Annotated in this window: 19 protein-coding genes and 1 pseudogene; 11 read left to right on the top strand and 9 right to left on the bottom strand. The window is 65.9% G+C overall.

Translation table 11 applies throughout. The annotated features are described in order from the left end of the window. Nucleotides 1-169 precede the first annotated feature (169 nt). The gene (locus tag ACIP21_RS24110; protein ID WP_400693032.1) at nt 170-1,486 is read left to right on the top strand and encodes a methyl-accepting chemotaxis protein; all 1,317 of its coding nucleotides are present in this window, start codon (nt 170-172) and stop codon (nt 1,484-1,486) included. Between the two features lie 65 nt (nt 1,487-1,551). Here the strand turns inward: ACIP21_RS24110 and ACIP21_RS24115 are convergent, their stop codons facing one another. Both ACIP21_RS24115 and cysZ read right to left on the bottom strand, forming a co-directional pair. Further along, a complete protein-coding gene (locus ACIP21_RS24115; RefSeq protein ID WP_400693035.1) occupies nt 1,552-1,962 on the bottom strand; it encodes a hypothetical protein in 411 nt (136 codons plus the stop codon). An 89-nt stretch (nt 1,963-2,051) separates the two neighbouring features. Further along, a complete protein-coding gene (cysZ, locus tag ACIP21_RS24120; protein WP_400693037.1) occupies nt 2,052-2,780 on the bottom strand; it encodes a sulfate transporter CysZ in 729 nt (242 codons plus the stop codon). 327 nt (nt 2,781-3,107) lie between these two features. On the opposite strand from cysZ, the gene trxB reads away from it, so the two are divergent. Next, nucleotides 3,108-4,070: a thioredoxin-disulfide reductase gene (trxB, locus tag ACIP21_RS24125; RefSeq protein WP_400693039.1), complete on the top strand. Its 963-nt coding sequence runs from the start codon at nt 3,108-3,110 to the stop codon at nt 4,068-4,070. A gap of 54 nt (nt 4,071-4,124) precedes the next feature. Here trxB and nadC read toward each other — a convergent pair whose 3' ends face one another. After that, entirely contained in the window at nt 4,125-4,973 is an 849-nt protein-coding gene (gene nadC / locus ACIP21_RS24130; RefSeq protein WP_400693042.1) for a carboxylating nicotinate-nucleotide diphosphorylase, read from the bottom strand. 242 nt (nt 4,974-5,215) lie between these two features. Here nadC and ACIP21_RS24135 point away from each other — a divergent pair, with 242 nt between their 5' ends. The 5 genes and pseudogenes from ACIP21_RS24135 (at nt 5,216) to ACIP21_RS24155 (ending at nt 11,089) form a co-directional block, all read left to right on the top strand. Further along, nucleotides 5,216-7,351: a DUF1631 domain-containing protein gene (locus ACIP21_RS24135; protein WP_400693045.1), complete on the top strand. Its 2,136-nt coding sequence runs from the start codon at nt 5,216-5,218 to the stop codon at nt 7,349-7,351. An 85-nt stretch (nt 7,352-7,436) separates the two neighbouring features. After that, nucleotides 7,437-8,009 carry a 1,6-anhydro-N-acetylmuramyl-L-alanine amidase AmpD gene (gene ampD / locus ACIP21_RS24140; RefSeq protein ID WP_400693047.1) on the top strand — a complete coding sequence of 191 codons (573 nt, stop codon included), beginning with the start codon at nt 7,437-7,439 and terminating at the stop codon, nt 8,007-8,009. Further along, a complete protein-coding gene (gene ampE / locus ACIP21_RS24145; protein ID WP_400693049.1) occupies nt 8,006-8,836 on the top strand; it encodes a regulatory signaling modulator protein AmpE in 831 nt (276 codons plus the stop codon). Before ampD ends, ampE begins: the two co-directional genes overlap by 4 nt. Nucleotides 8,837-10,027: 1,191 nt before the next feature. Beyond that, nucleotides 10,028-10,231: pseudogene (locus tag ACIP21_RS24150) on the top strand (HAMP domain-containing protein); the annotation flags it as partial. A gap of 153 nt (nt 10,232-10,384) precedes the next feature. After that, nucleotides 10,385-11,089, top strand: coding sequence for a methyl-accepting chemotaxis protein (locus ACIP21_RS24155; protein WP_400693087.1), 705 nt, complete (start codon nt 10,385-10,387; stop codon nt 11,087-11,089). A 191-nt stretch (nt 11,090-11,280) separates the two neighbouring features. Here ACIP21_RS24155 and ACIP21_RS24160 read toward each other — a convergent pair whose 3' ends face one another. Together ACIP21_RS24160 and cra are read right to left on the bottom strand one after the other, a co-directional pair. Next, nucleotides 11,281-12,057 carry a TatD family hydrolase gene (locus ACIP21_RS24160; RefSeq protein ID WP_400693051.1) on the bottom strand — a complete coding sequence of 259 codons (777 nt, stop codon included), beginning with the start codon at nt 12,055-12,057 and terminating at the stop codon, nt 11,281-11,283. A 2-nt stretch (nt 12,058-12,059) separates the two neighbouring features. After that, nucleotides 12,060-13,055 carry a catabolite repressor/activator gene (gene cra / locus ACIP21_RS24165; RefSeq protein ID WP_400693053.1) on the bottom strand — a complete coding sequence of 332 codons (996 nt, stop codon included), beginning with the start codon at nt 13,053-13,055 and terminating at the stop codon, nt 12,060-12,062. A gap of 299 nt (nt 13,056-13,354) precedes the next feature. Here cra and ptsP point away from each other — a divergent pair, with 299 nt between their 5' ends. The 3 genes from ptsP to ACIP21_RS24180 are packed head-to-tail and all read left to right on the top strand — an operon-like array spanning nt 13,355 to nt 18,882. Further along, nucleotides 13,355-16,207 (top strand): phosphoenolpyruvate--protein phosphotransferase, encoded by a 2,853-nt coding sequence (ptsP, locus tag ACIP21_RS24170; RefSeq protein WP_400693056.1) that lies wholly within the window; start codon nt 13,355-13,357, stop codon nt 16,205-16,207. Further along, a complete protein-coding gene (pfkB, locus tag ACIP21_RS24175; protein ID WP_400693058.1) occupies nt 16,208-17,155 on the top strand; it encodes a 1-phosphofructokinase in 948 nt (315 codons plus the stop codon). Next, nucleotides 17,152-18,882: a PTS fructose-like transporter subunit IIB gene (locus ACIP21_RS24180; protein ID WP_400693060.1), complete on the top strand. Its 1,731-nt coding sequence runs from the start codon at nt 17,152-17,154 to the stop codon at nt 18,880-18,882. Before pfkB ends, ACIP21_RS24180 begins: the two co-directional genes overlap by 4 nt. Before the next feature lie 111 nt (nt 18,883-18,993). Here the strand turns inward: ACIP21_RS24180 and ACIP21_RS24185 are convergent, their stop codons facing one another. Further along, on the bottom strand, nt 18,994-19,215 hold the full coding sequence (locus ACIP21_RS24185) for a DUF3820 family protein (protein ID WP_060512540.1): 222 nt from the start codon (nt 19,213-19,215) through the stop codon (nt 18,994-18,996). A 202-nt stretch (nt 19,216-19,417) separates the two neighbouring features. Here ACIP21_RS24185 and ACIP21_RS24190 point away from each other — a divergent pair, with 202 nt between their 5' ends. Continuing rightward, a complete protein-coding gene (locus ACIP21_RS24190) occupies nt 19,418-19,894 on the top strand; it encodes a PA2169 family four-helix-bundle protein (RefSeq protein WP_400693063.1) in 477 nt (158 codons plus the stop codon). On the opposite strand, the gene ACIP21_RS24195 is transcribed toward ACIP21_RS24190, so the two are convergent. The 3 genes from ACIP21_RS24195 to ACIP21_RS24205 form a co-directional block, all read right to left on the bottom strand. Next, entirely contained in the window at nt 19,891-21,387 is a 1,497-nt protein-coding gene (locus ACIP21_RS24195) for a diguanylate cyclase domain-containing protein (protein WP_400693065.1), read from the bottom strand. The two genes, ACIP21_RS24190 and ACIP21_RS24195, sit on opposite strands and share 4 nt — an antisense overlap. Nucleotides 21,388-21,623: 236 nt before the next feature. Then, the gene (locus tag ACIP21_RS24200) at nt 21,624-22,958 is read right to left on the bottom strand and encodes an OprD family porin (RefSeq protein ID WP_400693067.1); all 1,335 of its coding nucleotides are present in this window, start codon (nt 22,956-22,958) and stop codon (nt 21,624-21,626) included. 204 nt (nt 22,959-23,162) lie between these two features. Further along, nucleotides 23,163-23,384 (bottom strand): hypothetical protein, encoded by a 222-nt coding sequence (locus ACIP21_RS24205; RefSeq protein ID WP_400693070.1) that lies wholly within the window; start codon nt 23,382-23,384, stop codon nt 23,163-23,165. Nucleotides 23,385-23,669 lie beyond the last annotated feature (285 nt).

The following is a 23,669-nucleotide window of genomic DNA, read 5'->3' on the forward strand; positions in this document are numbered from 1 at the left end:
AGTTTCCGCTCGCTCCGTTGCGCTGATGTGACGGTGTTGTGACGGACAGATGACGCCTGATTTCCGGCAGTTTCGACGGTATGACTTTTTGTTTGCACTGAGCTCAAGTGGCCATCACGGCAGCCGATGAAGATGCATCCAAGTCGGTCGATGCGCTCCGGGAGCGGTGATGTTCAACAGCAAGCTCAAGCAAGAAATCCAGCAACTGCGTGAACAACTGGCGGCCAGCGAGCAGGTCAAGAGCAGCCTCGACAGCGAGATGCTGGTGTTGCAGCTCGACCCCCAGGGGCGCATCGAGCAGGTCAATGCCAACTTCGAAAGCGAGATGCAGTATCGCGCCGAACAACTGATCGGCCGCAACATCGAAGACATCGTGCCGGTGCACGTGAAAAAGCTCGATTTCTACCAGCGCATGAAAAGCGCCATCACCCGCGGCGAACACCTCAATGGGGCCTTCCGCCTGCTCCGTGGCAACGGCCAGGAGGCCTGGCTGCGTTCGATCCTGCAGCCGGTGAAGGGGGCCGACGGGCGCATCAAGCACTTCTCGATGCACTCCAGCGACCTGACCCGCACCATCGAGGCCTCGCGCGAGCATGAGAGCCTGATCAAGGCGCTGATGCGTTCCACCGCCGTTATCGAGTTCAACCTCCAGGGCGAGGTGCTGACCGCCAACGATCGCTTCCTGAATGCAGTCGGTTACAACCTGGAACAGGTGCGCGGCAAACATCACCGCCTGTTCTGCGAACCGGAAGAAGCCAACTCGGCCGGCTACCAGGCGTTCTGGGACAAGCTGCGGCGTGGCGAGTACGTGGCCGACCGCTTCAAGCGGGTCGATGCCCACGGGCGCACGATCTGGCTGGAGGCCTCCTACAACCCGATCTTCGATGCCCACGACGTGCTCTACAAGGTAGTCAAGTTCGCCACCGTGATCACCGATCAGGTCAACCAGGAACAGGCCGTGGCCCAGGCCGCGGACATCGCCTATTCCACCTCGCTGGCCACCGACGACAGCGCGCGCAAGGCCACCGACGTGGTGACCCAGACCGTCGAGGTGATGCGCGGCCTGGAAGGTTCGATGCAGGATGCCGCCGATGGCATCCAGGCGCTGGACAAGCAGTCCAAGGTGATCGGCGCGATCATCAAGACCATCAGCGACATCGCCGGGCAGACCAACCTGCTGGCGCTCAACGCCGCCATCGAGGCCGCCCGCGCCGGTGAGCAGGGCCGTGGCTTTGCCGTGGTCGCCGACGAAGTGCGCCAGCTGGCCTCGCGTACCAGCAGCGCCACCGAGGAAATCGCCAAGGTGGTGCAGCAGAACGAGCAACTGGCCCAGGCAGCGGTGGACATCATCGACACCAGCAAGCGCCAGGCCGAGCAGGGCTTGGCGTTGGCCGCCGATACCGGGGGCGTGATCGTCGAGATCCAGGAAGGGGCGAAGAAGGTGGTGGATGCGGTGGGGCAGTTTTCCAGTCAGCTGAGCCACTGACCCGCGCAGCGAAAGGGGCCGCCGGCGGCCCCGATCTCAAGCTTCTGGTCTGGGCAGGGCGTGCCTCAACCCTTGGCTTCGGTTTCCTTGATGTGGTCGTAGACGAACCCCATCACTGCACTGACCAGGTCTGCTTCAAGGTTCAGGTTTGCCTCGATGCTGGTGTTATGCGGCAGCGAGTAGAAGGCGCCATTCGTGCCGAACTGGGTTGACTCGCGCGAGCTTTCGATAACGGCATAGGTCATGATCTCCACCAGCGATTTGCTGTAGATGATGACGCCGTCCACCGGGTGGGCCGTGAAGTGGATCTGATCGTAAGGGTGCCAGATGTTGTTGGCCTCCAGCAGCTGGCTCAGGCGCCACTTCGCGCGGTGCTCGGCGACCACGAAACCTTGCCGGTGTGGCTCGACGCCCGCCAGTTCGATGAAGTCGTTCGATTTTACGTCTGGGAATTCTATTGTTCTGAATGCTGCCATTTTCAATCTCCAGATTGCTCAAGGCCGCCTGAGTGCGGCCTTGGGCGTATTGGAAATCAAGCAGGCGTGGGCCATGCGCTACATAGTTATTACGCGCGCTCCCTCACGTAGAACAGCGTCGCCCCGGCCACCGCCGCCGGCATCATCAGCACGTTCACCAGCGGCACCAGCAGCGCCAGGTAGGTGATGCCGCCAAAGCCCAGCGACTGCCAGCGCTTGCTGCGCAGCCAGGCCAGCATGTCCTGCCAGCTCATCTTGTTGTTGTCCGCCGGGTAGTCGATGTACTGGATGGCCATCATCCACACGCCGAACATCAGCCACAGCGGCGCGGCGACCACATTGACCACCGGGATCAGCGACAGGATGAACAGCCCGATGGCCCGTGGCAGGAAGTAGCCGAGCTTGCGCATTTCGCGGCTGAACGTGCGCGGCACCATGGCCACCAGCTCGCCCCAGCTGAACGCCGGGAAGGGGTCTTCACCGCGCACCACCACCTCGACCTTTTCCGCCAGGAAGCCATTGAACGGCGCGGCGATGACGTTGGCCACCAGGGTGAAGGTGAAGAACACCATCAGCACCAGCAAGGCGACGAACAGCGGCCAGAGGATGTAGGAAAGAAAACTCAGCCAGCTCGGCAGGGTCGGCATCAAGGCATCGAGCCACAGGCCGAATTCGTGGCCGGCGAAGTAGATCAGGCCGCCGAACAGCAGCAGGTTGACCGCCAGCGGCAGCAGCACGAACATCCGCAGGTTGGGGCTCAGCACCAGTTTCAGGCCTTCGCGCAGGTACTGGGGGCCGGAGAGGACAGGGGCTTGCATCGGAAAACTCCGCAGAGAAGGAAAACCCGCTGACCTTACCGAGTTTGCCGCGCCGACGAAAGGCAGGCGGGCATGAAGAAACCGCCTGTAACAAAAGCGCCGGGGCGATTTGCCACGGTGAAATTCGCAGATAGAAGATGCCTATGAGGTGGATTGTCGAAGGATATTTCCTTAATCTCTGCCACCTCGCTACAGTGCGCTCACTTTCGCTTTATGGACCTGCGCGTTGTAGCCTTCCCCAAGTGCTGCGTGGGTCCTTTTCAATACTCGGCTGGCGCAGCCGGTACACCGTGCCGGCCCCTGCGGCCCGCTCGACAGGAGTTCGACATGTCTGAAGTACGTCATTCGCGCGTCATCATCCTCGGTTCCGGCCCTGCCGGTTACAGCGCCGCGGTGTATGCCGCCCGCGCCAACCTCAAGCCGCTGCTGATCACCGGCATGCAGGCCGGCGGCCAGCTGACCACCACCACCGAAGTCGACAACTGGCCGGGCGACCCCCATGGCCTGACCGGCCCGGCACTGATGCAGCGCATGCAGGAACACGCCGAGCGTTTCGAGACCGAGATCGTCTTCGACCACATCAACGCCGTCGACCTGGCCAACAAGCCGTACACCCTGCAAGGTGACAGCGGTACCTACACCTGCGACGCGCTGATCATCGCCACCGGTGCCAGCGCCCGTTACCTGGGCCTGCCGTCCGAAGAAGCGTTCATGGGCAAGGGCGTGTCGGCCTGCGCCACCTGCGATGGCTTCTTCTACCGCAACAAGCCGGTCGCCGTGGTCGGTGGCGGCAACACCGCCGTGGAAGAGGCGCTGTACCTGGCCAACATCGCCAGCAAGGTGACCCTGGTCCACCGCCGTGAAACCTTCCGCGCCGAGAAGATCCTGATCGACAAGCTCAACGCCCGTGTCGCCGAAGGCAAGATCGAGCTCAAGCTCAACGCCACCCTGGACGAAGTGCTGGGTGACAACATGGGCGTCACCGGTGCGCGCCTGAAGAACAACGACGGCAGCTTCGACGAAATCAAGGTCGACGGCGTGTTCATCGCCATCGGCCACACCCCGAACACCTCGCTGTTCGAAGGCCAGCTGACCCTCAAGGACGGCTACCTGGTGGTCAACGGCGGCCGTGAAGGCAACGCCACCGCCACCAACGTAGAAGGCGTGTTCGCCGCGGGCGACGTGGCAGACCACGTCTACCGCCAGGCCATCACCTCGGCCGGTGCCGGCTGCATGGCCGCGCTGGACGTCGAGCGCTACCTGGACGGCCTGGCCAACGCCTCGTTCTGATTCGGGTAAAGAAAAACCGGCCTTCTGGCCGGTTTTTTCATGCCTGCCGTTTATTCACAGGCTCAGGCGCATGGACAGGTCCACCGCCTTCACGTCCTTGGTCATCGCACCGATCGAGATGTAGTCCACGCCGGTTTCGGCGATCACCCGCAGGGTGGTTTCACTGACCCCGCCGCTGGCCTCCAGCTTGGCCTTGCCGGCGGTGATGCGCACGGCTTCGCGCATCTCGTCCAGGGTCAGCTCGTCGAGCATGATGATGTCCGCCCCGGCGGCCAGGGCTTCGCGCAGTTCGTCCAGGCTTTCCACTTCGATCTCCACCGGCTTGCCCGGGGCGATGCGGTGCGCGGCTGCCACGGCCTCGGGCACGCCACCGCTGGCGGCGATGTGGTTTTCCTTGATCAGGAAGGCGTCGTACAGGCCGATGCGGTGGTTGTGGCAACCGCCGCAGGTCACCGCGTACTTCTGCGCCAGACGCAGGCCTGGCAGGGTCTTGCGGGTGTCGAGCAGGCGCACCGAGGTGCCTTCCACCAGATCGGCGAGCAAGCGTGCGCGGGTGGCCACGCCCGACAGCATCTGCAGGAAGTTCAGCGCGCTGCGCTCGCCGCTGAGCAACGAGCGGGCCGGGCCTTCGAGGTGGAACAGCGGCTGGTTGGCGGTGGCGCGCTCACCGTCGGCGACCTGCCAGTGCACCGCCACCCGCGGGTCGAGCTGGCGGAACACCGCGTCGACCCAGGCGGTGCCGGCGATCACGCAGTCTTCGCGGGTGATGATGGTGGCCTTGGCCAGGCGCTCGGCCGGGATCAGCTGTGCGGTGATGTCGCCGCTGCCGATATCCTCCAGCAGCGCGCGGCGCACGTTGGCTTCGATCTCGGCGGTCAGGTCGGCAAGGCGTAGGTTCGGCATGGTCGGCTCCACAAGCTAGATGCCGGCGATTATAGGGCAGGGGGCCTCGCTGTACAGCCGCTTGCGCCTCGACCTTTGGTCAGGTCGCGGGAGCGATCAGGTGAAACCAGGGTCAGTACCCGGCCGATGAATAGAGGCTGGCGGCTGTCGGCATTTTTATCGATAATGGCGCCCAGTATTTGGCGTCATAGCTTTGACGATTCTTCGCCCCAACGAACAAGTCACCCAGCAAGGAGTCCGGGATGCATAAAGAAGGCAAGGTGGTGCCCTTGGCGGCCGCCATCGATCAAGGCGCGCGCACGCCTTTGCCTTGCCTACCGGTGCTGCTCCTGCAGGTGCGCGACAAGGCCGCATTGCAGTTGCGTCAGGGCCTGCAGGACCTGTTCGACAATGCCGACGACACGCTGTTCGAGATGGCCGACCGGGCACCCGACCGTTTCGACCAGAACCTCTATTTCGAAGCCATGCGCGACCTGCGCCTCAAGCGCAAGAGCATCGAGCGCGGCTTCCTCGACATCTTCCATGACACCTTCGCCCGCATCGGCCAGCGCGACCCGCTCGGCCAATCGGGCGGGTCGCGCAGCAACGCCCAGCTCGAGCGTACGGTGGCCGTCGATGGCATGGTTGCACGGGTGCTGTCCCGCGACGGTGTCGCCCTCGCGCAGTTGGGGCTGCGCTTGCAGAGCCTGCTCGAATGCACGCTGGCCGAGCAGCACAATCCGTTGGGGCCGGCCGCGCTGTGCGGTTACTTCCTCGATGCCGGGCGCAACCTGGGGGTGGGCCTGCGGGTCAAGCTGGTGCTGCTGAAGCTGTTCGAGCGCTATGTGCTGCGTGACATCGACGTGCTCTACGCTGAAGCCAACCAGTTGCTGGCCGCCGCCGGGGTGCTGGCGCAGCTGCCGCCGGCGCCGCGGCGGCGGGCCGAAGACCGACGCCCGGGCTCACGGCGGATGGCGGCCAGCCTCGGGCCTGATGACGACAGTGTTGCCGACAGCGCCGGGCAGGCCTTCATCGCTTCGCTGCAGGGCCTGCTGGCACCTGCGCGCGGGCGCGTTGCGCCGCGCCTGCAGTCAGTCGCCACGGCCCAGCCGATCAGCACCGGCGACCTCCTGCGCCTGCTGTCGCACCTGCAGAACTACGTGCCTGCAGCCATCGACGAAGACGATTTCGACCTGGGCCAGCAGCTGGAGCAATTGCTGCTGCGGGTCAGCGTGCGCAGCGGCACGCGCCGGCGCATCGGCCATGCCGACGAAGACATGATCAACCTGGTCGGCCTGCTGTTCGCCTACATCGAGGGCGACGACAACCTGCCACGCAGCCTGCGCACGCTCATCGCGCGCCTGCACATTCCGATGCTCAAGGTCGCCCTGCTGGACAAGGGCCTGTTCAGCAGGGCCAGCCACCCGGCGCGGCGCCTGCTCAACGAGATCGCCGCCGCGGCCATCGGTTGGGAGGCCGGCACTGACAGCCCGTGCGACAGCCTGCAAGTGCGGGTTGAGCGTATCGTCCAGCGCCTGCTCAACGATTTCACCGAAGACCCCGCGCTGTTCGCCGAGCTGTTGGAAGACTTCGTTGCGTTCAGCCAGGACGAGCGCCGTCGCAACGAACTGCTCGAACAACGCACCCGCGATGCCGAGGAGGGCCGTGCACGTACCTTGCTTGCCCGCCAACAGGTGCAGCAGGTGCTCAATCAACGCCTGCGCGGGCGTGTGCTGCCGCAGGTGGTGGTGCAGATGCTGGTGCAGGGCTGGAGCCAGGTGCTGCTGCTGGCCTGGCTCAGGCAAGGCGAGGCGTCCGCAGCGTGGCGGCAAGCCGTGGCGACCATGGACACGCTGCTCGGCAGCCTCGCCCCCGCCGCTGAGCCACACGCCCTGCTGCAGCAGGTGCCCGGCCTGCTCAAGGCCCTGCGCGATGGCCTGGCCAGCGTGGCGCTGGACTCCCAGGCGACCCGCGAATTCTTTGCCCAACTGGAGCAACTGCACCTGCGTGCCTGCGGGGGGGCCGCAGCGGCGTCGCAGGAGATGCTGGTTGCCGAAGATATCGTCCTGGCCATCGCCGAGGAGCCGGCCTGTGCGCCACTGCGCCAGGCCGATGGCCAGGTGGCCGAGCGGCGGCTGGTCCGGTGCCTGCGTATCGGCGCCTGGGTCGAAGTGCTCGATGACGACGAACCGCTGCGCTGCAAGCTGGTGGCGCGCATCGACAGCAGCGACCGCCTGGTCTTTGCCAACCGCACCGGCATGAAGGTGCGCGAATGGAACTCGGCCAGCCTGGCCCAGGCCCTGGGCCGCGGCGAGGTGCGGCTGCTCGATGACGGCCTGCTGTTCGAGCGTGCCCTGCAGAGCGTGCTCGACGGCCTGCGCCTGCAACGGGTGCACTGAGCAGCATTACAATCATTCACATGCAAAGGGCCGCGCCGGCAAGGCATACTGCGGACCTGTACCGGCGCTTTTCAGGATCTGCCCCATGCAATTGGACCGTGCCACTGGCTGGTTCCACGGAACCGGCATCAGCCACTGCCCCTCGCCGAACTTCAATGCCCGCCCCGACGGCGAGGCGATCTCCCTGCTGGTGATCCACAACATCAGCCTGCCGCCGGCCTGCTTCGGCAGCGGCAAGGTCCAGCAGTTCTTCCAGAACCGCCTGGACCCGGACGAACACCCGTATTTCCAGAGCATCAGCCACCTGACCGTGTCGGCGCACCTGTTCGTCGAGCGCGACGGCGCGGTGACCCAGTTCGTGTCCTTGCTCGACCGCGCCTGGCATGCCGGTGTGTCGAGCTTCGACGGGCGTGAAGGCTGCAACGACTTTTCCATCGGCATCGAGCTGGAAGGCACCGACGACCTGCCTTACACCGATGCCCAGTATCAGCAGCTGGAGTGCCTGACCCGGCATATCCGTGCCGCCTGGCCGGCCATCGACCTGGCACGCATCCAGGGCCACAGCGACATCGCGCCGGTGCGCAAGACCGACCCCGGCCCGGCATTCGACTGGCCGCGTTACCGCAACGCCGTGAAGGACAACGAGGGCAAGGCATGAGTTTTCTGGTGCTGATCTTGGCGCTGTGGGTCGAGAAGTTCTCGGCCCTGCGCCACCGAGTGCAACGCGATGGCTTCTTTCTCGGTGAGCTGGTGCGCCTGGAGCGCAGTGGCAAGGTCCAGCCGTGGTGGACGCTGGCGATCCTGATTCTCGCGCCGGTGGCGCTGCTGGTGCTGCTGTTGCATGTGCTGGGGCCAGTGGCCTACGGCCTGCTGGCCCTGCCGGTGCACCTGCTGGTGTTGATCTACAGCCTTGGCCGCGGTGATGCCAAGGGCGCCCTCGGGCCGTTCCGCGATGCCTGGCGGCGCGGTGATGACCAGGCTGCGCTGCACGTGGCCGAGCGCGACCTGGGGCTGGTGGCCGAAGAGCCCCATGGCCTGCTGGTGAGGGTGCAGGGCTACCTGCTCTGGCAGGTGTACCAGAGCTTCTTTGCAGTGATCTTCTGGTACTTCGTGCTCGGCCCCGGCGCAGCCCTGGCCTACCGCCTGCTGGCGCTGACCGCCGAGCATGGCAAGCAGCCCGCGCTCAAGGCGCGGGCCGAGCAGCTGCGGCACATCATGGACTGGTTGCCGGTGCGGGTGCTGGCACTGAGTTTCGCGCTGGTCGGCAACTTCGTGGCGGTGACCCGGGTGATGCTGCACGAGCTGCTCAACTGGCACATCAGCGCGGCCCATTTGGTGGCGCGGGTCGGCCGGATCGCCGACGACATCCCCGAGGAAGAAGACGCCCAGCGCGGGCTGGGGCGGCTGGACAGCCTGTGGGAGCTGCTGCTGCGCTGCGCGGTGTTGTGGTACGCCGGGTTTGCCCTGTGGACGGTGCTGGTCTGAAACATTCCCGAAAGCTGGCGCGATACCTGTAGGAGCGGGTTTACCCGCGAAGCAGACAACGCCGTGGATGGCACGGGCTTCGCCCGTGTTCGCGGGTGAACCCGCTCCCACAGGGTTCACCACCAGCAGGTGCATCGAGCATTACTGGTTAACCTTAAGTTACAAACCTCCGATTCGATCTGCGCTATACAGGTGGCCTAGTGCTACCCCGCAGAACAACAAGAATCCATGGAGGTGCCCGTGAAGCGTCTGCTCTACCCGGCCATCGCACTGATGAACCGGCTGAGCTTCGGTCAGAAGTTCAGCCTTGTCAGTGTCCTGTTCTTCCTGCCCATGCTGGCCACCAGCTTCTACCTGGTGCGCGACGCCTACCAGCAGTTCCATGCCACCCGCGCCGAGCTCCAGGGCATCGCACCCCTGGCCGACAGCCTGGCCCTGCGCGCCGACCTCGAAGCCCTCGGCAACCTGGTGCAGATCAATGCCGTGCTCGGCCAGTCGGGCCAGGCCGGGGACCTGGAGTCGCGAATTGCCGCGTTGCAGGACAAGGCGCAGACGCAACTGCAGTCACTCAACGGCCATGCGTCGGTACCCCAGGCCAAGCTTGACGAACTGGCCAGCGCCTTTGCCAGCGCCCGCGCCGAGTCGTCGTTGCAGAACAAGGCCGCGCTGTTCGACAAGCTGCTGGCCCAGGCCCAGATGCTCGGCAAGCAGGTGGTGAGCCAGGCCGGCTTGAGCCAGGACAGCCAGGCCTCGGTGCGCCAGTTGAGCGAGCTGCTGGGTGTCAGCACGGCGCAAGTCACCCAGGCGCTGGGGGAGGGCCGAGCGATGGGCGCGGTGGCGCTTGGCCGTGGTTTCATCGACTCCACCGGCAGCGCCCGTTTCGAAGACCTGCTGCAACGCCTCGAGCGCCTGGCGGCGGACTACGCGCTGCGATTGGACGATGCCCTGGCCAGTGACCCTGGCGCCAAGGTTGGCTTGGCGGCTGTGGCCGACGCCAGCCGGGCGACGGTGAAACAGGCGGCCACCCTGTTCGAGGAGCAGGTGGTGGTAGCGGAAACCCTCGATGCCCCGTGGCCTGCCTTCTATCAACAGGTCAGCGATCTGATGGGGCAGACCTACCGGCTCAACGATGCCGTGCTTGGGCACCTGCAGGGCCTGCTCGAAACCCGGCTGGCCGAGCAACGACTGCGCATGATCGCCCTCGGTGCGGTGCTGGCGGGTGTATTCGTGCTGATCCTCTACCTCTACGGCGGTTTCTACGTCTCGACCCGGGCGACCCTGCGCCGGCTCGGCGGTGCCATGCACCAGGTCGCCGGCGGCGACATGACGGTCAGCTTCCAGGCCCACAGCCGTGACGAACTGGGCGAACTGGGCCAGGGCTTCAGCGAAACCGTGCGGCGCATCCGTGGCCTGATCGAGCAGGTCGGGCACACCGTGGTGGCGGTCGAGGCCCAGGCCGGGCAGGTGCTGGCGGTGTCGGCGCGGAGCAACCAGGCGGTCAGCGGCCAGCGCGAGCAGATCGAGCAGGTGGCCACGGCGATGAACCAGATGAGCGCCACTGCCCAGGAAGTGGCGCGCAGCGCGGCGTTGGCCGCCGATGGCGCGCAGCAGGTCAACCGCGAAGGCGCCAGTGGCCGCTCGCTGGTGCAAAGCCAGCAGGGCAGCATTGGCCGGCTGGCGGCCGAGATCGACCAGACGGTGCTGGCGATCAACCAACTGGCCGACGACAGCCAGGCCATCGGCCAGGTGCTGGAGGTGATCCGCAGCATTGCCGAGCAGACCAACCTGCTTGCGCTGAACGCAGCCATCGAGGCGGCCCGGGCCGGGGAGCAGGGGCGCGGCTTTGCCGTGGTCGCCGACGAGGTACGCACCCTGGCCCGGCGCACCCAGGACTCCACGGCGCAGATCGCGCAGATGATCCAGCGCCTTCAGGAGGGCGTGGCGGCGGCGGTACGGGCGATGGGCAGCAGCCACCAGATGGCCGCGGGCACGGTCGACGAGGCGCGTCAGGTGCAGTTGGCGCTGGGCAATATCCTCGGTGCGGTGGGCGGGATCGTCGAGCAGAACCAGCAGATCGCTGCGGCAGTGGAGCAGCAGACGGCGGTGGCCCATGACATCGACCGCAACATCGTGGCGATCAACCGTGCGGCCCAGGACACTACCCAGGGGGCGTGCCAGACCGAGGATGCCAGCCGGGCGTTGTCGGCGCAGGTGGTGGAATTGAAGCGGTTGATCGGGGCGTTCAGGGTGTGAGGTCTACCTGTACCGGCCTCTTCGCGGGTAAACCCGCTCCCACAGGTAATGCACTGCAGGCAAATCTTGTGAAATCACTGTGGGAGCGGGCCGGCCCTTTCGCGGGCAAGCCCGCTCCCACAGGTTATTGCACGGGATGCAAACCTTGTGAAACCCCTGTGGGAGCGGGTTCACCCGCGAAAGGGCCGGCGCTACCAGCCAAAAAGCTCGCAGGCATTGCGGCTGCTGGCTTCAGCCAGCTCATCAGCGTCGATGCCGATCAGCTCAGCCAACGCCTGCGCAATCTCCGGCAAGTGCTCCGGGCTGTTGCGCTGCCCGGCAAACATCGCCGGTGCCATGTCCGGCGAGTCGGTCTCCAGCACGATGCTCTCCAGCGGCAGGCGCGCAATGGTCTTGCGCAAGCGCAACGCCTGCGGCCAGGTCGCCGCGCCACCCAGGCCCAGCCTGAAGCCCAGCTTGATGTACTCGCGCGCCTCCTCATAGCTCCCGGCAAAGGCATGGATAACCCCACCCCTGGGCAGCTTGTAGCGCTTGAGCGTGGCAATCACCTGGGCATGGCTGCGGCGCACGTGCAGGAGGGCGGGCAATGCGAAATCGCAGGCCATCTGCAACTGTGCCTCGAACAGGGCCTGCTGGCGTTCCTTGTCCAGTTCCTCCAGGTAGAAGTCCAGGCCGAATTCACCGACCGCGCACAGCCGCGAGTCTCCGCGCAGGCGCTCCAGCCATTCGCGCAACTGCACCAGGTGCTCGGGACGATGCTGCTCCAGGTAGACCGGGTGCAGCCCCAGCGCCGCATGCACGCTGTCTTCGGCGCAGGCCAGGTCCCAGACTCGCTGGAAGTTCGCCTGGTACACCCCCAGCACCACCATCCGCTCCACCCCGCGTGCCGCCGCATTGGCCAGCAGGCGCGGGCGGTCGGCGTCGAAGTCGGGGAAGTCGAGGTGGGTGTGGGTGTCGATCAGGCGCATGGTCAGGCGGCCGCAATGCGTTGCTTGAAGGTCCGGCCGACGGCGTGCACCCCAGGTTCGTAACGCTTCTCTTCGATCGCGGCCAGGGCCAGATCCAGCGCGGTGGCGGCGATCAGCCCGTGCTGCTGGGCCATGGCGTTGACCGGCAGCGGCAGGAAGTCGAGCAACTGGTTGTCGCCGAAGGTGCCCAGTTGCAGCTGGCGCGAATCGGCGGGTCGCGCCTGCAGGGTGTCGAACACCCCTTGCAGCAGCACGTATGAAGTGGTCACCAGGGCATCCGGCAGGCCACCCTGTTCGTCGATCAGTTGTTGCATCAGGCGCTGGCCGCATTCACGGCTGAACGCTTCGCCCTGGTAACGGCGGACCACGCCCTCGAAGCCCTGCATGGCCTCGTCGAAACCACCGGCGCGGGCCTGGCTGACGGAAAGCTCAGGGCGTGCGCCGATCAAGGCGATGCTGCGCGGCGCGGTGGCCAGCAGGCTGTCGGCGAGCTGGCGGCTGGCATCACGGTCGTCGCTGATCACCGAGCAGAAGTGCGCCGGGTCCAGGCGCCGGTCGATGGCGATCACCGGCAGGCCTTTGTCCTGCAGGTCGCGGTAACTGTCGTCCTCGGGCGGCAGGCAGCTGGCGACGAACAGCGCATCGCAGCGGCGGGCGCGGAACAGCTGCTGCAGCTGGCGCTCGCTGTCGGGCCGGTCGTCGCTGCTGGCGATCAGCAGCTGGTAGCCACGGGCGCGGGCACCTTGTTCCAGCTGCTTGGCGATGCGGGCGTAGCTGGGGTTCTCCAGATCCGGGAGAATGAAGCCCAGGGTACGGGTATGGCGGCTGCGCAGGCCGGCGGCCTGTGGGTTGGGGGTGAAGCCGTGGGCCTCGACCACCGCACGCACCCGCTCGACAGTGCTGTTGCTGATGCGTTGCTGCTCGGCCTTGCCATTGATGACGTAACTGGCAGTGGTCACGGACACACCGGCCAGACGGGCGATATCGCTGAGTTTCACCGAATTTTCCTTGTTATTGCCGGGACTGGCTACGGGACCAGGACCGGGTAGTTTGACCCGGGTTGGCCGCCACGCGCAGGCGACCATTGTCGCAATTGTCCGACAGGATGGGGCTTTTTCCCCGGAAGATTATCGAGTAACGTGGCCGCTTGGTCAGATTAAACGTTTCAGCTATTAATTTTTCTGCCTCGGCCGCCGCCCGTGCAAGGCGGTCGAACTGGCTGATTGCGTGAATATCACAACAATACCTCAGTACCCGGCATCAAAACCAAGCCTGGGGCTGCAAAAGGAGAAAGGTCATGCTCGAGCTCGCCAATGAGCAGATAGCCATGGGCCAGAAGGCCGCCAACAAGGCCGAGGCACTGCGCCTGCTGGCGGACCAGCTGGTCGCCGACGGCCTGGTGGCCGACGGTTACCTGCAAGGGTTGCAGGCACGCGAGGCACAAGGCTCGACCTTCCTCGGCCAGGGCATCGCCATCCCCCACGGCACCCCGCAGACCCGCGACCTGGTGTTCGCCACCGGCGTGCGCCTGTTGCAGTTCCCCGATGGAGTGGACTGGGGCGACGGGCAGACGGTGTACCTGGCCATCGGCATCGCGGCGCGTTCCGATGAACACCTGCGCTTGCTGCAATTGCTTACCCGTGCCCTGGGCGAGACCGACCTGGCCGAGGCGTTGCGCCGGGCCAGCTCTGCCGAAGCGCTGCTCAAGCTGTTGCAGGGCGCCCCTCAGGAACTGGCGCTGGACGCGCAACTGGTCGGCCTGAACCTGCCGGCCGAAGATTTCGACGAACTGGCCTGGCGCGGTGCGCGCCTGTTGCAGCGCGCCGGTTGCGTCGACAACGCCTTCGCCGCCGTGCTGCAGCAGGCCGAGCCGCTGCCCCTGGGCGAGGGCCTGTGGTGGCTGCACAGCGAGCGTCAGGTGCGCCAGCCGGGCCTGGCCTTCATCACCCCGCAGCAGCCGCTGCGCTACCGCGACCAGCCGCTCAACGGCCTGTTCTGCCTGGCCAGCCTCGGTGCCGCGCACCAGGCCTTGCTCGAACGCTTGTGCGAAGTGTTGATCGAAGGCCGCGGGCAGACGCTGTACCAGGCCACCAGCAGCCGCACGGTGCTCGAAGTGCTCGGCGGCGAGGCGCCGGCCGACTGGCCGAGCGCGCGCATCGTGCTGGCCAACCCCCATGGGCTGCATGCCCGCCCGGCGAAGATCCTGGCGCAGCTGGCCAAGGGCTTCGACGGTGAAATCCGCATTCGCCTGCTCGACAGCGCGCAGCCAGCGGTGTCGGTGAAGAGCCTGAGCAAGCTGCTCAGCCTCGGCGCACGGCGTGGCCAGGCGCTCGAACTGATCGCCGAACCGTCCATTGCCGGCGATGCGCTGCCCGTATTGCTGGCGGCAATCGAAGCGGGGCTGGGTGAAGAGGTCGAGCCACTGCCGACGTCTTCCACAGCGGTGGCCGAGACCGCGGTCGAGGTCTTGCAGGCGCCTGCTGCCGGTAGCCATATCCAGGGGGTGAGCGCATCCCCGGGTATTGCCAGTGGGCCGGCGCATGTCTGCGTCGAGCGCGATATCGATTACCCGCTGCGCGGCGAGTCGCCGGCGGCGGAGCGCCTGAAATTGCGCCGGGCGCTGGAAACGGTGCATGCCGAACTGCAAGCGCTGGTGCAGCGCAGCGACAAGGCCATTGGCGAGATCTTCGTCACCCACCAGGAAATGCTCGCCGACCCGGCCTTGAGCGACGATGTAGAGGTACGCCTGGCCCAGGGCGAAAGCGCCGCCGCTGGCTGGATGGCGGTGATCGAAGCTGCCGCGCGCCAGCAGGAAGCGCTGCAGGATGCCTTGCTCGCCGAGCGCGCCGCCGACCTGCGCGACATTGGCCGGCGGGTGCTGGCGCAGTTGTGTGGCGTGCAGGCTGTGGTCGAGCCCGAACAACCCTATGTATTGGTGATGGGCGAGGTCGGTCCGTCCGATGTCGCCCGTCTGGACCCGGCGCGGGTCGCCGGTATCGTCACCGCCCACGGCGGCGCCACCGCGCACAGCGCGATCGTCGCCCGTGCCCTGGGCATTCCGGCGGTGGTCGGCGCAGGCGCGGCCGTGCTGCTGCTCGAACCCGGCACGCCGTTGCTGCTCGACGGCCAGCGCGGGCTGGTCAGCGTGGCGCCGCCGGCAGATGAGCTGCAACGCGCCCTGGCCGAGCGCGACGCTCGCGAGCAGCGCCTGCAAGCCGCCTGGGCCAAGCGTCACGAACCGGCGGTGACCCGCGACGGCCACGCCATCGAAGTGTTCGCCAACATCGGCGACAGCAACGGCATCGCCAGGGTGGTGGAGCAGGGCGCCGAGGGCGTCGGCCTGCTGCGCACCGAGCTGATTTTCATGGCCCACCCGCAGGCCCCGGACGTGGCTACCCAGGAAGCCGAGTACCGCCGCGTGCTCGATGGCCTTGGCGGGCGACCACTGGTGGTGCGCACCCTCGACGTCGGCGGCGACAAGCCGCTGCCGTACTGGCCGATCGCCGCCGAGGAAAACCCCTTCCTCGGCGTGCGCGGAGTGCGCCTGACCCTGCAGCGCCCGCAGATCATGGAAGACCAGCTGCGCGCCCTGTTGCGCGCTGCCGACCAACGCCCGCTGCGCATCATGTTCCCGATGGTCGGGCAGGTTCACGAATGGCGTGAAGCACGGGCCATGGTCGAGCGCCTGCGCGAGGAGATCCCGGTCGCCGACCTGCAGGTCGGGATCATGGTCGAGGTGCCGTCGGCGGCTTTGCTGGCGCCGCAACTGGCCCGCGAAGTGGACTTCTTCAGCATCGGCACCAACGACCTGACCCAGTACACCCTGGCCATCGACCGTGGCCACCCGAGCCTCTCGGCCCAGGCCGATGGTTTGCACCCGGCGGTGCTGAGCCTGGTCGACATGACCGTGCGCGCCGCCCATGCCCACGGCAAGTGGGTGGGCGTGTGCGGCGAGCTGGCCGCCGACCCGCAGGCGGTGGCCGTGCTGCTGGGCCTGGATGTGGACGAGCTGAGCGTGGCCGCCCGCAGCATTGCCGAAGTAAAAGCCCTGGTCCGCCAGGCCGATCACCAGACCGCCCGCGCCCTGGCGCGCGAGGCCCTGCAACAGGACAGCGCCGCGGCGGTACGCGCGCTGGTGGAGCGTTACTGAATGGCCAAGATCCTCACCCTGACCCTGAACCCGGCGCTGGATGTCACCATCAGCCTCGACGCGCTGCGCCCCGGGCACGTCAACCGCGCCCAGGCCCAGCAAAGCCATGCGGCCGGCAAAGGCCTGAACGTGGCCCAGGTGCTGGCCGACCTTGGCCATCACGTGACCGTGGGTGGCTTCCTCGGCCAGGACAACCTGCAGCCATTCGAAGCACTGATCGCCCGGCGCGGCTTTGCCGACTGCTTCGTGCGCGTGCCCGGGGAAACCCGCAGCAATATCAAGGTGGTCGAAGCCGATGGCCGGGTCACCGACATCAACGGCCAGGGCCCGCAGGTTGCGGCACCGGCCCGTGACGAGCTGCTGCGCCGCCTGGTGCAGATCGCACCGGGGCATGACGCGGTGGTGGTGGCCGGCAGTTTGCCACGGGGCATCAGCGCCGAATGGTTCCGCGAACTGCTGGCGCAACTGAAGGCACAAGGCCTCAAGGTCGCCCTCGACAGTAGCGGCGAGGCACTGCGTGCCGGGCTGCAAAGCGCACCGTGGCTGGTCAAGCCGAATACCGAAGAGCTGGGCGAGGTGCTTGGCCTGCCGGTGCATGACCTTGCCGCGCAGCAGGCTGCCGCCGAACGCCTGCTGGCCAATGGGGTCGAGCATGTGGTGGTGTCGGCGGGCGAGCAGGGCGTCTGCTGGTTTGCCGCCGGCCGGGCGTTGCAGGCCTGCCCGCCGCAGGTGCGGGTGGCCAGCACCGTGGGTGCCGGCGACTCGCTGGTGGCCGGCATGGTCCACGGCCTGCTCACCGAGCAAGACCCGCCACGGACCCTGCGCCGCGCCACTGCCATCGCCGCCCAGGCCGTGACCCAGGTTGGCTTCGGCATCAACGACCGCGAGCAACTGGCGCAGCTGGAAGCCGCCGTGCAGCTGACAGAACGACAAGAGGGTTGCCGATGAACATCGCCATTGTCACCGCCTGCCCCAACGGCCAGGTGTCCAGCGTGCTCAGCGCACGCCTGCTGTCGGCCGCGGCCCAGCGCCGTGGCTGGAAGACCTGCGTCGAAGTGCAGGACGCCGAACACCCCGAGCGGCAACTGAGCGCCGCGCAGATCGCCGAGGCCGACTGGGTGCTGGTGGTCAGCACCGGCCCGGTGGACCTCGCCCGCTTCGCCGGCAAGCGCCTGTATCAGAGCACCCCGGCCCAGGCCCTGGCCGACCGCGAAGGTTTTCTCGACGAAGCGGCTGCCAAGGCTCAGGCGCAAACGGCCGAGCCGGTTGCCGTGGCGCCTGTGAGCGCCGCTCGAATCGTTGCGGTCACGGCCTGCCCGACCGGCGTCGCGCATACCTTCATGGCCGCCGAAGCCTTGCAGCAGGCGGCGCAGCAGTTGGGCTACGCACTCACGGTGGAGACCCAGGGTTCGGTTGGCGCGCGCAACCCGCTGTCGGCCCAGGCCATCGCCGAGGCCGATGTGGTGCTGCTGGCCGCCGACATCGAAGTGCCCACGGCACGTTTCGCCGGCAAGCGTATCTACCGCTGCGGTACCGGCATTGCCTTGAAGCAGGCCCGCGCAACGCTGGACAAGGCGCTGGCCGAGGCCAAGCTGGAAAGTACTGCTGATGCGGCGCCGGCCACCACGGCCAAGGCGGAGAAAAGCGGTGTCTACAAGCACCTGCTGACTGGCGTGTCGTTCATGCTGCCGATGGTGGTGGCCGGCGGTTTGCTGATCGCCCTGTCGTTCGTCTTCGGCATCGAGGCCTACAAGGAGCCCGGCACCTTGCCCGCAGCGTTGATGCAGATCGGTGGCGAGGCGGCGTTCAAGCTGATGGTGCCGCTGCTGGCCGGCTACATCGCCTGGTCCATCGCCGACCGCCCAGGGCTGGCGCCGGGGATGATCGGCGGGTTGCTGGCGAGCACGCTCGGCGCCGGTTTCATCGGCGGCATCGTCGCGGGCTTTCTCGCCGGCTACAGCGCCAAGGCCATCGCCCGCTGGGCGAAGCTGCCGAGCAGCCTGGAGGCGCTCAAGCCGATCCTGATCATCCCGCTGCTGGCCAGCCTGTTCACCGGCCTGGTGATGATCTACGTGGTCGGCCAGCCGGTGGCGGCGATGCTCGAAGGCCTCACGCATTTCCTCGACAGCATGGGCACCACCAACGCCATCCTGCTCGGGCTGCTGCTGGGCGGGATGATGTGCGTGGACCTCGGCGGGCCGATCAACAAGGCGGCCTATGCCTTCTCGGTGGGGCTGCTGGCATCGTCCAGCTATGCGCCGATGGCGGCGACCATGGCGGCTGGCATGGTGCCGCCGATCGGCCTGGGCCTCGCCACCTTCCTCGCCCGGCGCAAGTTCGCCCAGAGCGAGCGCGAGGCGGGCAAGGCGGCGCTGGCGCTGGGGCTGTGCTTCATTTCCGAGGGGGCGATCCCGTTTGCCGCCAAGGACCCGCTGCGGGTTATCCCGGCGAGCATTGCCGGCGGCGCCTTGACCGGGGCGTTGTCGATGTACTTCGGCTGCAAGCTGATGGCGCCCCATGGCGGGCTGTTCGTACTGCTGATCCCCAATGCGATCAACCACGCGCTGTTGTACCTGCTGGCGATCGTCGCGGGGAGCCTGGTGACGGCGGTGGTGTATGCCGTGATCAAGAAGAGCGAGCGGGTGGAGTTGGCGGTGGCGCCCGTAAAAGGCTGAAGCCTTCTGTTTGCGCCTCTGGCCCTTTCGCGGGTAAACCCGCTCCCACAGGTACTGGGGCATGCACTATCCCTGTGGGAGCGGGTTTACCCGCGAAGGGGCCGGTACAGGCTAGCGCCGATGCTTCTGCCGCAACGGCACCAGCAAATCGGCCAGCCCGTTATGGTCGACCTCATGCATCAACGCCAGCAACCCGCCCAGTTCCCCCGCCGGAAAGCCCTTGCGCGCAAACCAGGCCAGATAATCCCCCGGCAGGTCGGCGATGATCCGTCCCTGGTACTTGCCAAAGGGCATGGTACGGGTGACCAGCAGTTCCAGCATTTCCGGTTTCATCGATCGGCCCTGGTGAGTGAAGGTGCGCCGACCATACTGCAATCTGCACGAGCACCCAAGCGGCAATCATGCATAACACCGATTTCGTCGCGGACTGGTTTGTTTTTATGTGTTTGATTTATAAGGATTTATTTTTTATCCAAAGGCTGGCATGAAGCCTGCTCCGGTAAAGGTGACTACCACCTGCCAAGGAGTTTGAGCCATGAGCAACCCCAACAAAGACGTGATCGATGTACTCAACGACCTGATCGAGTACAGCAAGGACGGCGAGAAGGGTTTCAAGGCGTCCGCCGATGACGTGAAGAACCCTGAACTCAAGGCATTCTTCGTCCAGCGCGCCGGCGAATGCGCCAATGCGGCGGGCGAACTGCAGAGTGAAGTGCGCCGCCTGGGTGGCGACCCGGAAACCACCACCAGTATCAGTGGCGACCTGCACCGTGGCTGGGTCAACCTCAAGTCGATGGTCACCGGCAAGGACGAGGAAGCGGTGCTCAACGAGGTCGAGCGCGGTGAGGACCATGCGCTGAAAGCCTACAAGGAAGCCCGCGAGAAACTGGTCAAGCTGGGCCGCATGGCCAGCGACACCAGCTATGCGTTGGTGGAAAAACAGCTGCAAGGCGTGCAGCGCAACCACGACCAGGTCAAGGCGCTGCGCAACGCCGCCCGCGCCCGTTCCTAACCGACCGGCCCCTCTACCCGGTTGCGGCCATTGGCCTTGGCCCGGTAGAGCGCTTCATCCGCGGCGCCCAGGACCCGTGTCAAATCGTGCTGGGTGCCGGGCATGTAGACGCCGATGCCGATGCTCACGGTCACCGCGTGGGCATCTTCGGCGAACGGCGCCAACCCCTCCACGCGCGCGCGTATGCGCTCGGCCAACAGCTGCGCACCGACCTGCTCGGTTTCCGGCAGGATCACCTGGAACTCCTCCCCGCCATAGCGTGCCGCCAGGTCGGCGGGCCGGCGAATGCTCTGTTCGACTGCCTTGGCCACCTCGCGCAGGGCGTGATCGCCACCGGCATGCCCGTGGCGCTGGTTGAACGCCTTGAAGTGATCCACATCCACCATCAGCACGGCCAGCGGCTTGCAGTTGCGCTGGGCGCGTGACCATTCCTGACGCAGCACCTGGTCGAGCCGGCGGCGATTGGCCAGGCCCGTCAGGCTGTCGGTGGCGGCCAGGGTCGCCAGGCCTTGTTCGGCGTCGTGGCGGCGGCGCAGCTCACGGCCCAGCAGCAGGGTCAGCCAGAGGATGCCGATGCACAGCACGCCGGTGGCGACGCTGACCAGGATCGCCGTGCGCCGCCACGACTGGAACACCTCGTCGGCCGAGTGCACCACCAGCACGATCAGCGGCAGGTCGGCGACCCTGGCGAATGTGTACATGCGCTGGGTGCCGTAGAAGCTGGAGCGCGCGGTGAAGCTGCCGCTGTGTTCGCCGAGGATGCGCTTGAAGTTGGGCCGGTCGCCGAAGTGGGTGCCGATCAACGGGTCCTGGCTGCGGGTGGGTTGCCGGGCCAGGAGCTGGCCGTCGGTATTGAGCAGGTTGATGCTGCTTTCCTCGCCGATGTCCAGGCGCTGGAACAGTTCGCTGAAGTAGGACAGCCGCAAGGCGCCGGCCGCCAGCCCGGCGAAGCTGCCGTCGGCGCCGGAGATGCGCCGGCTGAAACTGATGCACCAGTCCAGGTCGCCCAGCCGTGCCTTGAACGGCGGGCTGATGAACAGGCCCAGCTGGGCATTGCTGCGGTGGGCGATGAAGGCCGGAGTGTCGGCGAAGTTGGCCTGGCGGGGTTTGACGCTGATCGAGTCGCCGACCACGTCACCCTTGGCATCGAGCCAGAGGATGTCACCGCGCACCGGGGCGGCGAAGGTCTGGTTGAACAGGATCTGCTGGCGCAGGCGCGGCCTGACCTGCAGCAGCTCGGGGTGCTTCACCGCCCAGATCAGCCCGCGCAGCGACTGGTCGTAGAGTTCGACGTTGCGCAGGATGTCGCTCTCGATCAGTTGCACGATGTTGTGCGAGGCACGTTCCGCCGACAGCTCGACATTGTCGCGCTCGCGGCCCAGCAGGTAGCTGACGATGGCCACGATGGCGAGCACGGCGAGGCAACTGCCCAGGTTGAGGGCCAGCTCGGGATGTGACCGAAGAAGTGCGAAACGCGAAAATCGAGTGGGCATGCGCGCTACTGCTGAGGCAGGGCCATTTTGGCGGGCGATATTCTAGGGAAGCGCGGATTGTCGGACAAGATTTGTCCGACGGAATTGTGCTGGGCTGCGATTTCAGATCTGTCCTGGGGCACTGTGGGAGCGGGTTTACCCGCGAAGAAGCCTCCGCGGTGCCTGGCACCGGCTTTGCCGGTGTTCGCGGGTGAACCCGCTCCCACAGGGTTGGATCTAGCGTTTTCGAGGCAGGATCAGAAGATGTTCAGTGGGTAATCGACGATCACCCGCAGTTCATCGTTGTCGCTGCTGCTGTCGATCTCGGCATAGCCCTGGCTGCCGCGGTGGGTAGCGTAGCGTACCAGCACCGACAGGTCCTTGAGGTCGCCTTGCTGGAACACGTACTTCACGTCCAGGTCGCGCTCCCAGTGCATGGCGTTCTTGCCGTCGGCGTTGTAGTAGTTGTAGTGGCTGACGTCCTGGGTGGCCTTGGTCAGGTCCGCCTCGCCGCGCGAGTACGACAGGGTGCCGCTCAGGCCCGGGATGCCGACGCCGGCGAAGTCGTAGCCGTACTGCAGCTTCCACGAACGCTCGTTCGGGGCGTTGAAGTCCGAATACATCCGCGAGTTGTCCAGGTAGATGCTGTCGCCCAGGTTGATGTAGTCGAACGGCGTGTTGCCGTTGACCCGCTGGTAGGCGGCGGTGACGCTGTGGTAGCCGGCGTTGACGGTGAAGTGCAGGCTGTAGGTGTTGTTGTCGATCTTGCCCAGCAGCGACTGGCCGGTGTCCTGGGTGTGGTAGAAGTGCAGGCCCGGGTTGAGGCTGACCAGGTCGTTGACCACGTAGGTGTAGTCGAAGTCGGCGTAGTACTGGTTCCAGATGTCCTTGAGCTCGGCCGCATACAGGTTGGCGGTGACGTTCTCGGTGCCGCTCCACGACGCGCCGGCCCAGTTCAGGTGCTTGCTCTTGTCGTGCTCGTCGAGGCTGCCGTAGTAGGTGTCGATGCGGCGGTGGCCGCTCTGGTTGTACGGGTGGGTGAAGCTGACCTGGCCACCTTCGAGCAGCAGGCCGTCGATGCTGTGGTTGGTCAGGCTCACGCCGCGGAAGGTCTGCGGCAGCATGCGGGTCTCGCCGCCGGCGATCACCGGGTTGGTGAGGAACAGGTCACCGGCCTTCAGCTCGGTGTCGAACGCCTTGAGCTTCACTGCGGCGCCCGCGGTGGAGAACGAATGCGGCGCGGCCCCCAGCTCGTCGTTGTCCTTGATATGTTCCGGCAGGATGCTGGTGCCGGCATGGCCGCCACCGCCGTCGAGCTTCAGGCCCAGCATGGCGTGGGCGTCGAGGCCGAAGCCGACGGTGCCTGGGGTGTAGCCCGACTCGAAGCGCGCGACCGCGCCCTGGCCCCACTCGCGGGTGTCGCGCACGCCAGCGTTGTGGTTGTCGCGGTTGAAGTAGGCGTTACGAAAATGCAGGTTGAAGGACGAACCTTCGATGAAGCCATCAGCCTTGTCTTCATCTGCCTGGGCGGCGAACGGGATCGTTGCAGTCAACGCAATGAACAGCGGGGTGAAACGGAACGCGGAAGGCACCGGTACTAGCTCCTTTGGTCTGACGGTGGGGCAGTTTTTATTTTTGAATGTGCGTCTTTTTATAAGTGAACGTACAGCGGGGCTGAAAGTTGAAAGCACATAAAAAAAGCCGCTGATCGGCAGCGGCTTTAAAAGGCTAACATATCGGCACCGGTGGTGCCCATGGCGTAGCCAAGGGAAAAACGGAGCAGTAGCGGCGCGCGATCAGCTATCGGCATTGGCGTCGCTGGAAACTTTCGAAGCAGTCTGTTCTGCGTCTTTGCCAGCGTCGGCCTGATGTGCAACGGCTTCGCGGGATTCTTGATGAACAGCGGCAAACTCTGCGTTGCGGGCAACGAAAGCCGAGGATTCTTCGGCCATGGCCAGGGGCGACAACAACAGGGACGACAGAACGAAAACGCTGGCAATACCCATACTGTTGGACATGTTGAAACTACCTTCTTGCGCGGGCAAGTGTGAATGAGGACGGGGCTAAAGTTAGTCCTTCAAGTGCCGCGGAAACAGCCTCTTTGGCGATAAGCACTGTTGCGCTAAAGGTAATGATCGCGGGAATAGCAATTGGACTTTGGCCTGAAAGCCGCATGCTAGAGCTTTTTCACCCATTCTGCGGGAATGCGCAATCCCCTGTGGGAGCGGGTTTACCCGCGAAGAATACAACGCGGTGCCTGGCACCGGCTTCGCCGGTGTTCGCGGGTGAACCCGCTCCTACAG

The sequence above is a fragment of the Pseudomonas sp. NPDC089401 genome (assembly GCF_044749485.1).
Lineage (GTDB): Bacteria > Pseudomonadota > Gammaproteobacteria > Pseudomonadales > Pseudomonadaceae > Aquipseudomonas.